This is a genomic window from Bacteroides sp. K03, from assembly GCF_019734355.1.
GTDB classification, from domain to species: Bacteria; Bacteroidota; Bacteroidia; order Bacteroidales; family Bacteroidaceae; genus Bacteroides; species Bacteroides nordii.
Genome location: NZ_JAASHC010000010.1, coordinates 109024 through 121508 on the forward strand (window position 1 = coordinate 109024; position 12485 = coordinate 121508).

At 43.4% G+C, this 12485-nt stretch carries 9 protein-coding genes; 4 read left to right on the forward strand and 5 right to left on the reverse strand.

Annotation, left to right across the window (positions count from 1 at the left end; all coding sequences use genetic code 11):
- Positions 1–115: 115 nt before the first annotated feature.
- The gene (locus HCG69_RS09590; RefSeq protein ID WP_221649862.1) at positions 116–2053 is read right to left on the reverse strand and encodes a sensor histidine kinase KdpD; all 1938 of its coding nucleotides are present in this window, start codon (positions 2051–2053) and stop codon (positions 116–118) included.
- A gap of 184 nt (positions 2054–2237) precedes the next feature.
- Between HCG69_RS09590 and uvrA the strand changes: the two genes are divergently transcribed.
- Complete coding sequence (gene uvrA / locus HCG69_RS09595; RefSeq protein WP_221649863.1) at positions 2238–5009, forward strand: excinuclease ABC subunit UvrA; 2772 nt, start codon at positions 2238–2240, stop codon at positions 5007–5009.
- A gap of 106 nt (positions 5010–5115) precedes the next feature.
- On the opposite strand, the gene HCG69_RS09600 is transcribed toward uvrA, so the two are convergent.
- Genes HCG69_RS09600 through HCG69_RS09610 form a run of 3 tightly spaced genes read right to left on the reverse strand, consistent with a single transcriptional unit; the run spans position 5116 to position 7277 of the window.
- On the reverse strand, positions 5116–5601 hold the full coding sequence (locus HCG69_RS09600; protein WP_221649864.1) for an outer membrane beta-barrel protein: 486 nt from the start codon (positions 5599–5601) through the stop codon (positions 5116–5118).
- Between the two features lie 4 nt (positions 5602–5605).
- Positions 5606–5836 carry a hypothetical protein gene (locus tag HCG69_RS09605; protein ID WP_002561056.1) on the reverse strand — a complete coding sequence of 77 codons (231 nt, stop codon included), beginning with the start codon at positions 5834–5836 and terminating at the stop codon, positions 5606–5608.
- 10 nt (positions 5837–5846) lie between these two features.
- Complete coding sequence (locus HCG69_RS09610) at positions 5847–7277, reverse strand: carbon starvation protein A (protein WP_221649865.1); 1431 nt, start codon at positions 7275–7277, stop codon at positions 5847–5849.
- A gap of 110 nt (positions 7278–7387) precedes the next feature.
- Between HCG69_RS09610 and HCG69_RS09615 the strand changes: the two genes are divergently transcribed.
- Positions 7388–8842, forward strand: coding sequence for a glycoside hydrolase family 10 protein (locus tag HCG69_RS09615; protein ID WP_221649866.1), 1455 nt, complete (start codon positions 7388–7390; stop codon positions 8840–8842).
- Here HCG69_RS09615 and HCG69_RS09620 read toward each other — a convergent pair whose 3' ends face one another.
- Positions 8843–10039, reverse strand: a complete 1197-nt coding sequence (locus HCG69_RS09620) for a hypothetical protein (protein ID WP_221649867.1) — start codon at positions 10037–10039, stop codon at positions 8843–8845.
- Between the two features lie 732 nt (positions 10040–10771).
- Between HCG69_RS09620 and HCG69_RS09625 the strand changes: the two genes are divergently transcribed.
- Entirely contained in the window at positions 10772–11950 is a 1179-nt protein-coding gene (locus HCG69_RS09625) for an ATP-binding protein (RefSeq protein WP_221649868.1), read from the forward strand.
- 16 nt (positions 11951–11966) lie between these two features.
- Complete coding sequence (locus HCG69_RS09630) at positions 11967–12473, forward strand: DUF4870 domain-containing protein (RefSeq protein WP_221649869.1); 507 nt, start codon at positions 11967–11969, stop codon at positions 12471–12473.
- Positions 12474–12485: the final 12 nt, after the last annotated feature.

A 12485-nucleotide genomic window follows, 5' to 3' on the forward strand; every position in this document is an offset into this window, starting at 1 on the left:
CGCAAAGATAATGCAAACCGAGAGTAGAATAAAATGAACTCATTCATTTTTTATGCCAAGGTGCAGCTTATCTTCGCTTTTCGAGCAAAGATAATACAATCTGCATTATCTACAACTATCCGACCGGCCATTCCACAACAAAACGTGCCCCATCCGTATAGGTTGTATCCAAGAAGATTTGCCCATCTACAATATCCATTATCTGCCGCGCAACAGCAAGTCCCAGACCTGTGCCCGGAGAGAAAGTATCTATTTTGACAAAGCGTTCAAAAATAGAGTTTTTATATTCCACATCAATACCCGGCCCGGAGTCTTCCACAATAAAACGCACCACTCGTTTCTGTTTATCTTCATCATACCGAAGACGAATCACTCCGGATTCAGTAAACTTGGCCGCATTGCCAAGAAGAGCAAGAAGTACACGCTTTACCCAAGGATAGACAACCCGCATTGTCACAGGTACAGACAAAGGTTCATACTGTAACTCAACCCCTTTTCTCAAAGACGGAAGGACTTCGGAAATACACTCCTTACAGCAGGTATCTACATCCATAATCTGCTTAGGTACATTTTCCGTTTGAGAATCCATATCGGCGATATCAATAACATTGCTCACCAGATCAAGCAGATAAGTGTTACTCATTTCTATTTGTTCGGCATATTCCTTCTCTTCCTCTTCACTGATCCCTCCGGCAGCAATCAAAGAAGAGAAACCAACAATAGAGTTCAACGGGGTACGAATTTCGTGAGTGATGTGTTGAATAAAAGAACTCTTTATACGGCTTGCCTTAATTACAGCCTTGTTGGCTGCATCGAGTTTCTTATTCATAGCCAGCGTACGAACATAGTAATAAGTAAGGATAAGTAATAGAACGAAAATACAGCATCCACCCGTAAGCACAGCAATAAGTCTGTTCCGACTAACTTCAGCACTCAATTCAAGCTTTTCCATCTTCAGCTTATCCACATCAAACTGAATCGTATATTTACTCAGTTTATCGTCCAACTCCGCCGAACGCACTGAATCATTAACCTGAGAGTAAGAAGCATATACCTTACAAGCCTCTTTAAAACGCCCGACACTCTCCAGGCATTGCGCCTTATAAAACAAATTAGAAGGATAACAAGCACCAATAGACTTGTGATAATCCTGCAGAGAGTCCAGATAAGTCAGTACCTGATTTATATTATTAGCTGTACGGCTACACATTATCTTATATCCGAACCAGGCATCTTTAGCCATACTATCCGGATGTTTCAAATAAAGACTGTCAGCCTCACGAATATATTTTGCAGCTGCCCCCGTTCCCTTCTCGGCAAGAGTGGCAATCACCCGAAACTGTAAGAAACGCATATACAATGATTCGCGCAGTTTCTGTCCGGCAACTTTCATCTCAGTCGCCAGCTTTTCGATACGATCAAAGTATTGAAGAACATTGGAGTATTCCTGCCGGGAAAGATAAGTTTGCATTATATTCAGACAGACCACATAAGCGTCTTCATAATACTTGGCATCTTCGAATATTTTAAGAGCATTGTTATAATATTCAATACAGAGTTTCATGTTATTACTAAATACCCTGTGATTATAACCAATACACATTTCACTACAGGCCTGTCCATAGCGACTGCGACTTTTCTCTGCATCTTTATTCAACAATTCAGTTTCGGCAATAGCCTCTTCCTGCCTGCCACTCTCTGTCAATCGCTGAATATACTGACGCCATATCTGATAACGGGCATTATTCTTGTTGCGTCCGGCATGCCAGTTCATTAGTTCATATCCCACAACTTTCAGACTATCAACTTCTCCCAACTGATAATAATGGTCAAACAAGTCACCATAGGCATTCTCTATCTGAGTACTATCATCCAGTTCACGTGCCAATTTCATACACCTGTCATTGAGTGCCAGAAAACCCTCTTTAGCAATCATCTGCCGGGCACTATCAACCAAAATCTGCAAATTCTTTGTTTTGTTTGTACTCCGTAACGGGAGATTGCATAGCAAAAGAAGAATAATTAAACAAGAAATAATCCGGATGCCTTTCATGCGTTAATTCCTTATATTATCAAGATTCAATAAATCGTAACTAAATTACGACTTTAATTAACAGCGTGTTATAATATGTTTCAAAATATAACATATCTTAACCAGTTGAACAAGCAGGCTCCTGCTACGTCCTGACGATAAAATCATTAACTTTGCCAGCCATCTATAGAAAGGACCATTAAATATGTCAGAAAATAACTATATATCAATCAAAGGAGCCAGGGTTAACAACCTAAAGAATATTGATGTAAACATCCCCCGCAACAAACTTGTCGTTATAACCGGATTATCAGGTTCGGGTAAATCATCACTTGCTTTTGACACACTCTATGCCGAAGGGCAAAGGCGTTATGTTGAAAGCCTGAGTAGCTATGCCCGCCAGTTTCTGGGGCGAATGAGTAAACCTGAATGCGACTTCATCAAAGGTATCCCCCCTGCGATTGCTATCGAACAAAAAGTAAACAGTCGTAACCCCCGTTCTACTGTAGGAACTTCTACCGAAATTTATGAATACCTACGACTCCTGTATGCTCGTGTAGGACGAACATATAGTCCGATAAGTGGTCAGGAAGTAAAAAAGCACTCTCCTGAAGATATCGTGAATTGCATGCTTTCTTATCCGGAAGGTACACGTTATACTGTTCTCACACAAATACTTTTGCGTGAAGGCCGGACGATAGAACAGCAACTGGAGATAGACCTCAAGCAGGGCTTCAACCGCATTGAAGTGAATGGAGAAATGGTACGCATTGACGAATATAAACCAGCAAAGAATGACACTGTATATCTACTGGTAGACCGCATGTCTGCAGCAAGTACCAAAGATGCCATCAGCCGTTTGACAGACTCAGCAGAAACAGCAATGTACGAAGGAGATGGTATGTGTATGCTTCGCTTTTATCTGCCGGATGGAACAACGAAGCTACATACATTCAGTACTAAGTTTGAAGCTGACGGTATCACGTTTGAAGAACCGAATGACCAGATGTTTTCATTCAACTCTCCAATTGGAGCCTGCCCTGTATGCGAAGGATTCGGTAAAGTGATTGGAATTGACGAACATCTGGTAGTACCCAATCGTTCACTCTCGGTTTACGACGGAGCAGTAGTATGCTGGCGAGGTGAGAAAATGGGTGAATGGAAAGATATGGTGATACGCGGTGCAGAGAAAGCAGGGCTACCTATATTTACTCCTTATTTTGAATTGACGGACGAGCAACGCCGCATGCTATGGGAAGGTACAAAGTATTTTGAAGGTATTAACGCTTTCTTCAGAATGCTTGAAGAAAATCAATACAAGATACAATACCGTGTAATGCTGGCACGCTATAGAGGAAAGACGCTTTGCCCTACCTGTCACGGTACACGATTGAAACCGGAAGCAGGATATGTACGGGTAGCAGGACGTAGCATATCAGAATTGGTTGATCTCCCTATCACAGAATTACAACAGTTTTTTGATACCCTGCAACTGGATAAACACGACACAGAAGTAGCGCGCCGCATCCTGTTGGAAATCAATAGCCGTATTCGTTTCCTTATTGATGTGGGGCTGGGATACTTGACCTTGAACCGGTTAAGTAACTCGCTTTCGGGTGGTGAGAGCCAACGCATCAACCTGGCAACTTCTCTGGGAAGCAGTCTGGTAGGTAGCCTTTATATTCTTGACGAGCCAAGTATAGGTTTGCACAGTCGCGATACAGACCGCTTGATCCGCGTCCTGCGCGAATTGCAGGCATTAGGCAATACGGTCATAGTAGTAGAACACGACGAAGAAATCATCCGTGCTGCCGACTACATCATAGACATCGGTCCGAATGCCGGACGTCTGGGAGGAGAAGTAGTTTACGAGGGTGATATGAAAGATCTGAAAAAAGGAAGTAACAGCCACACGGTACGCTACCTGCTGGGAGAAGAAGAAATACCTATACCGACACACCGACGTCCGTGGAACAACTATATAGAAATAAAAGGAGCACGCGAGAATAACCTGAAAGGAGTAGATGTACGTTTCCCGCTAAATGTAATGACGGTAGTAACCGGCGTTTCCGGTTCGGGAAAGAGCACGCTGGTACGCGACATATTTTACCGGGCATTGAAACGTGAATTGGACGAGTGTAGTGATCGTCCGGGAGAATTCGTTTCTATCGGAGGAGATATCCAGAACTTACGTAACATCGAATTCGTTGACCAAAACCCGATTGGTAAATCTTCCCGTTCCAATCCGGTTACGTACATTAAAGCATACGACGAAATTCGTAAACTATGGGCAGAGCAGCCATTAGCAAGACAAATGGGATATACCGCCGGATTCTTTAGTTTCAATAGTGAAGGCGGGCGTTGCGAAGAGTGTAAAGGGGACGGAACAATCACAGTAGAGATGCAGTTCATGGCAGACCTTGTACTGGAATGTGAATCTTGTCATGGAAAACGCTTCAAAGCAGATACACTGGAAGTAAAGTTCCATGATAAAAATATATATGATGTACTGGAGATGACCGTAAATCAGGCTGTAGAATTCTTCACTGAGCATGGACAAAAGAAGATAGTGAAAAAACTAATGCCACTACAGGATGTCGGTTTGGGATATATCAAATTAGGACAGTCCTCCTCTACCCTGTCGGGGGGTGAAAACCAGCGTGTGAAACTGGCATACTACCTGAGCCAGGAGAAAGCTGACCCGACGCTCTTCATCTTTGATGAACCTACCACAGGCTTGCACTTCCACGATATACGAAAATTACTGGAAGCATTCGATGCACTGATCCGCCGTGGACATACAATTATCATTATTGAGCATAATATGGATATGATAAAATGTGCCGACCACATAATAGATCTCGGACCGGAAGGCGGGGATAAAGGTGGATATATCGTAGCTACAGGAACACCGGAAGAGGTAGCAGCCTGCAAAACAAGCTATACGGGAGAGTTTTTACAAGCAAAGCTTGCTTAAAGAGAATGGAGAAGGGAGAATGGAGAGGGGAGAAGTACTATGCAGCGTGATAGCGCAGCCCACTTCTCCCCTCTCCATTCTCCCTTCTCCCTTCTCCATTCTCTTCTCAGAAGTAGAATCCGAAACCTATCTTAATACCGAACTTGGATAAATCGCTGTCATTAAAGCGCCATTTGTAGTATACAGCCGGTTCAATGGTTACTGTTTTTGAAAGGAAATATGCATATCCTGCTTCAATTCCCAGTCCCCATTCCGTCCCGCTATGTCCGCCTTTCATACGATAACGGTTCAGATCAATACCTGCTCCTAAATAAACACCTGTTTTATTAAAGTAAAAACGACCACCTGTTCCTATCGTATACACATCTATCGGTTTACTCCAATCGGCACTGGCTTCTACCATTAAAGCAATGCCTTCTGCAAGGAAAGTACCGGCTTTGGCACCAACACCAAACTGTGCTTTCTCACTGTTGCTATATGAGAAATTCAATCCGGTCAATGACGGATTAATAATCCACTTCCCTTGTTCAAACTGTGCCCGAGCGCCTAATGAGGCTACCAACAGGCAAATAACCAATGCAAATTTCTTCATACATTCATTTCTTTAAATTATTATAATGTTCTTCTTCACGACGCCGTTGCTGCATCTTCTCTTTTTTTCTCAGCACCAGCCAGAGGGCAAAGACGATGACATATGAAACGGCAAGAGTAACATACTTCTCTGTATCGCTTACTTCCGTATTGCGCGGCAACAAATAGGCAGCCGTCACAGAAACATAAATAAGCAGGGCAAGAGTAACCCCGGTTGATTTCTTTATTTTCTTCATTAGGTCTAAATTAATCATTCAATCTCTTTTGAGCCGAACGCCCTTTCCATACAAAAAACCAGATGGCAGCCACTAACGTGCATACTCCTCCAATACTATAGGATAGCGAATGCAAAAGTGCCAGTCCTTCTGGAGCGATGCAGATATAAATAGAGCAAACAGCCGTCATAAACAAAGCAGGTATCAGTGTTATCCAATATGGTTTCTTTGAACGGGCCAGATAGACTGTAATAGCCCACAGGGTAAACACAGCAAGCGTCTGATTGGCCCAAGCAAAATACCGCCATATCATATTAAAACCGTCAGCATCACGCAGGCTGTAAAGCAACAAGCCGATAGCTACCACAAACATCGGAATACAAATGTATAAACGGCGACGCATACTTTTTTGTTCCATTCCCAAAAAATCGGCTACGATAAGGCGAGCCGAACGGAAAGCTGTATCACCCGAAGTTATAGGTGCAGCAATCACACCCAGAATAGCGAGTACACCACCTACAACACCTAACCAGCCTTTCGTTATCGAATCTACAATCACCGAAGCATTGTTCTCCTCCATCCCGTTTTCGTGGAAAAAATAAGTAGCAGCTGCCGCCCAAATCAAAGCCACAATGCCTTCAGTAATCATAGCGCCGTAAAAGACAGGGCGACCGTGACGTTCGGAGGTCATACAACGTGCCATCAAAGGGCTTTGTGTAGCGTGGAAGCCAGATATAGCCCCACAAGCAATACTAACAAACATGATTGGAAAGATTGGCAGTACGGCAGCATCAGGATTGGTATTCTGCAATCCGTCCCACAATTCCGGCAAAGCAGGATGATGTACATAAAGCATCACTACAATACCTACTGCCATAAACAACAGTGCAACAGCAAAAATAGGATAGATCTTGCCAATAATCTTATCGACCGGCAATAAAGTAGCAATGATATAATAAGCAAAAACCACTATAATCCAGAAAGTAGCGTCCAGCGATTCCGGCGTAAGTTTGGCAAGTAACCCGGCAGGACCAGCTACAAATACAGAACCTACCAAAATCATCAGAATTACGGTAAAACCGCGCATGACCTGCTTTGTCGTCAATCCCAGGTAACGGCCTACGATTTCGGGCAGACTTTCTCCCCCATTCCTCAGTGAAAGCATTCCGGCAAAGTAATCATGAACAGCACCGGCAAAAATACTACCGAACACAATCCACAAATAAGAGGAGATACCAAACTTTGCTCCCATTATCGCACCGAAGATAGGACCTAATCCAGCGATATTGAGAAACTGAATCATAAAAATCTTCCAGGTGGGTAGTGGAATATAATCCACTCCATCTGCCTTAGTAAGGGCGGGAGTTTTACGGTCATCGGGTCCGAAAACGCGTTCCATAAAGCGTCCGTAAGTGAAGTACCCGATAATAAGTGCCAATAAGCACAGTGTGAATGTAATCATGGCGTGTTATTCGTTTAACTGTGGCAAATGTAACATAATCTCACGAAACGTACAAGAATACCGACGCTTTTGCTAACTTTGCTGCCATTTATAACAATATTCAAACTGCAATGCGCCGGTATCTCACTATTTTACTCTTTCTACTGTTGCTAGCTCCTGTAGAGGCACAGCCCAAATATGAAGTTCGTGCAGCCTGGGTGACGGCTGTATATGGATTGGACTGGCCACGTACCAAAGCAACCACCCCTACTGCCATCCGACGCCAACAAGAAGAACTGACTGATATACTCGATAAACTGAAAGCTGCCAATTTCAATACTGTTCTTTTCCAGACACGTACGCGAGGAGATGTACTTTACCATTCTTCTATCGAGCCCTATAATTCTATCTTGACCGGAAAAGTAGATGGCGATCCGGGATACGACCCGCTTGCCTTTGCTGTGCGCGAATGCCACAAACGTGGAATGGAATGTCATGCCTGGATGGTAGCTATTCCTTTGGGAAACAAAAAGCACGTGGCCAGCTTAGGAAATAAATCCGTTACTAAACAAAGAAAGGAGATCTGCATCCCCTATAAGAATGAATATTTCCTCAATCCGGGGCATCCGTCTACCAAAGAATACCTAATGAAACTGGTGCGCGAAGTCGTAACCCGCTATGATATAGACGGTGTACACTTTGATTATCTGCGCTATCCGGAGAATGCTCCCCGCTTTCCGGACAACTACGATTTTCGCCGCTATGGAAAAGGCAGAACGCTGGACCAATGGCGCCGTGACAATATCACAGATATTGTGCGCTATATATATAAAGGTGTAAAAGAAATTAAACCGTGGGTTAAGGTAAGTACCTGCCCGGTAGGAAAGTACAAAGACACATCACGCTACTCTTCCAGAGGCTGGAATGCCTTCCATACTGTCTATCAGGACCCACAAGGCTGGTTGGGCGAAGGTATACAAGACCAGATTTACCCAATGATGTATTTCCGCCAAAATAATTTCTACCCCTTTGCTCTCGACTGGCAGGAACAATCTAACGGACGGCAGATCATACCGGGATTAGGTATTTACTTTCTGCACCCGAGCGAAGGAAACTGGGTACGGGAGGACGTAGACCGACAAATAAACTTCATTCGTGCACATAAGCTGGCAGGAGAAGGACATTATCGTGCCAAATTCTTAATGGACAACACACAGGGAGTCTACGATGAACTGGCAGAAAACTTTTATGCCTATCCGGCACTGCAACCGGCCATGCCCTGGCTGGACAATGTTCCCCCCACTGCCCCGGAGGAACTGCGTATTACAGAAACAGCAGACGGATACACCCAGTTGACCTGGAAAGCTGCCAAAGACAATGACCCGGTGAATGCCCCCCGTTATGTCATTTATGCTTCGGAAACTTATCCTGTAGATACTACAAAACCAGAAAATATCATCGCCCAAAGTGTGCGGGGTACAGAATATGTATATACTTCTCTCCTGCCATGGGACAGAAAGAAATACTTTGCAGTAACAGCTATAGACAGATATGGAAATGAAGGAAAAGCCATACAAGAAAGATAATCAAAGCGTCATCTCACACATTATCCAGGCCCGGTACACACTTTTATTCATGACCGGAGTCAGTGCCATGTAACCATCAACCACTCTTCCGTCTTTTATCTGTAAAGGGAATTTAGTCTTCATCTCTTCGTGTATCTGCAAAGCTTCACCGGAGACCGGATGGTAAGTAATGGAAAAGCGTCCGGTGGTCCCGGAAGCAATATACTTTTTATGAATGAGGTGAGCTACCACCCCCATATTCATCCGCAAATTGACCTCTACACAAGGATGAATTCTATATTCTACCTCCGTTGAAGGAAACCGGCAAATCATCATATCTACCCCAAGATACCCCGAATAACCCAAACCAAAACAAGCCGATAACTCTTCTTCCAACTGATACCTTAACTTGCTGAAAGCTTCCTTGCAGACATAAACGGAAAGCCTGCGTTCAATCTCTTCATCCGATAGCAGTAAATTGCCTTCGTATGCTCCGCTGCCATTAGTGGAGAATACAGAATAACCGACAAAGTCCACCTTTCCTCTCCCGTCCGAATAGAATTCCATAGCAAAGTCCGCCACCTTATTATATATAGGTTCTGCCACTACTCCACCCTGTAAAGCTGCCACACGCTTACACCAGCCGGCGATAAAAGGAGTAAATACGCCTTTACACCAGTTCAAGCCCTTTCCACTACCCGAAAGCGGGGCTTTCAGCAAACAAGACGAATGCCGTTCTACAAACTGCTGCCACTCCTCCAGAGCGGTCAGATAAAAAGATTCTCCGCAGAAAAGCTCATCCAACTGCAAATGAGATAATAACTCCACCGCACGACTTCTGTGTGAAAGGACACGCAGTTTTTCCAATTGAGATAATGCTGGTAATTCCGACTCCAGTACTCCCAAAAGTTGTAACCTCTTTCTTAAAGCCGGGTTCCACCCCCAAGGCATCGGTTGCAAGTTCTCTTCCGAAGCTACTTCCGGCTCCGTCATCAATTCTACAGGTAACGACAAATGCTGCTGCATCTCGCGAAGAAAGTCAAGATTATAAGCCGAAGGTGCCAGTACCGCACTTCCGGGAGAAGCATACCATACCGGCAATAATGCCAGATCTGCCGCCATCTGCCGGGCAGAGGCAGGAGGCATATAATTCACATCCCCACTTGCCAATGCCAGATCATGGTCCGGATTAAAGATATAGAGAGAACGATTTATCATTTTATTTTCATTATTCACATATTACTTACACATATCCATCTTTTCCCACTCCTGACTAACAAGCATTCCCTGTCTAAAGGACAGACCAGCGAATAAGGCAGTTCACATTTCGCAAATATACACAAGAAATAGCACTTTCCAGTAGTAAAACCGGTACTTCCTCCGAATTCCAATGCACTTTCGGTCAAGTTGAATCGCAATATCAACCGAAGAGAATCGCAATATCATACCGAGAAAAGCCTCTTTTCATCCGAAGAAAACTTTATTATCTTCCTATGAAAGCCTTTTTGCCTCCAAACCGCCCTTTTTTTCACCTGCATCCATTTATTAGCAAAATTCCCATCGATCTATCCGGCAGGCAAAAAGAAAGAAGAAACAATATTTATTCTCACAAACAGCCCAAAATAAGCAAACTTTTACTACATTTGCAACCCAACACACAAAGAGAGTAGCAAAAGAACAAATCCCTAATTGAAATAACTGAGTTTTTTCGTTTCAATCGCCCCGGTGATCACCCAAAACCCTTCCCGAAACAACAGGAATATCACTTTGACAAAACGACAAAATCCAGTTCCGATCACCATCACCTGGTGAACTTTTCCCGCACGGGAAGCATACCTCCTTGTAGATGAAGTACAAACTTACTTAAATAAAAGTACAATTTTGCTATCTCTACTTTGCAATTAACAGAAAAAGAACTATATTTGCCACCCGTAAAACCTAAGAAAAGAAATGGAATCATTCTACCGCACACATGCTTACCTTGTTGAGCACACCAATGCTCCTGTCCGTCGTGACCTAATGGACGAAATAGACTGGAGCGACCGCTTGATTGGTATCAAAGGGACCCGTGGCGTAGGAAAAACCACTTTCCTCCTCCAATACGCTAAAGAGAAATTCGGAACAGACCGTTCATGTCTTTTTATCAACATGAACAACTTCTATTTCTCCGGCCATAGCCTTGTCGATTTCGTCAATGAGTTTCAACGCCGGGGTGGAAAGGTATTACTGATAGACCAGGTGTTCAAACATCCGGACTGGAGCAAAGAACTACGGATGTGTTACGACCGTTTCCCCAATGTGAAAATTGTTTTCACAGGTTCATCGGTGATGCGACTGAAAGAAGAAAACCTCGAACTTCGTGACATTGTGAAGAGTTATAACCTGCGGGGATTCTCCTTCCGTGAATACCTAAATCTTCAGACCGGAATGAAGTTCCGTGCCTACTCGCTTGAAGAACTGCTCAGTAACCACGAACAGATAGCCAAAGGGATACTTTCCAAAGTTCGCCCCTTGGACTTTTTTCAGGATTATCTGCACCATGGTTTCTATCCGTTCTTTCTTGAAAAACGTAATTTCTCGGAAAACCTACTCAAAACCATGAATATGATGGTAGAGGTAGATATTCTTCTTATTAAACAAATTGAACTGAAATATCTCTCAAAGATAAAAAAATTACTATATTTGTTGGCTGTAGACGGTCCAAAGGCCCCCAATGTGAGTCAACTAGCTACCGATATACAGACATCACGTGCTACGGTAATGAACTACATCAAGTATCTGGCAGATGCTCGCCTCATTAATCTGGTATATCCAAAGGGAGAAGAATTCCCCAAGAAACCGTCAAAGATTATGATGCACAACTCCAATCTGATGTATTCCATTTATCCGGTGAAAGTAGAAGAACAAGACGTACTCGACACTTTCTTTGTAAATTCATTGTGGAAAGACCACAAGGTATATAAGGGAGACAAGAATGCCTCGTTCCTGGTGGATGAAGTGATGCCGTTCAGGATATGTTGCGAAGGGGTGAAAATAAAGAACAATCCCGGTGTGACGTATGCTTTGCAAAAAGCGGAAATAGGCAGAAGTAACCAGATACCTCTTTGGATGTTCGGCTTTTTATACTAACACTTAATAAAATGCCATGGATTACAAGAAATTAGAAGAGTTAAACAATTTGCGTCTGTCAGGAGCACTGACTGAAGAAGAATTTGAAACAGAGAAAAAGAAACTGTATGATGAAGACTTTCCTCCCATAGCAGAGCCACTACCATTCGGGTTACAGGAAAGTTCATACTTAGGATTAATGAATTTTCTGATATTTGTCCCCTATGTAGGCTGGGTCGCACCGCTTGTACTATGGGTTATGGGCAAAGAGAAATCAGAAAAAGTGGACGAACAGGGAAAATATATCCTGAATTGGTATATTTCCTGGTTTATTTTCGGAATCATTCTTCTGGCTATATTCTTTGCATGTTTCATACCGGGACTAATCGGTGGAATAGGTTCTCCGTTAGGTGTAATCTTCACTTTCTGGCCGATCACATTGCTCATCGGTATCATGGCAGTTGCCTTCCCCATTATAGGAGGCATTAACGGGCTGAATGGAAAAACGTGGAAATATCCACTCTCTATGCGAATTTTGAAATGATTTATTTACTTA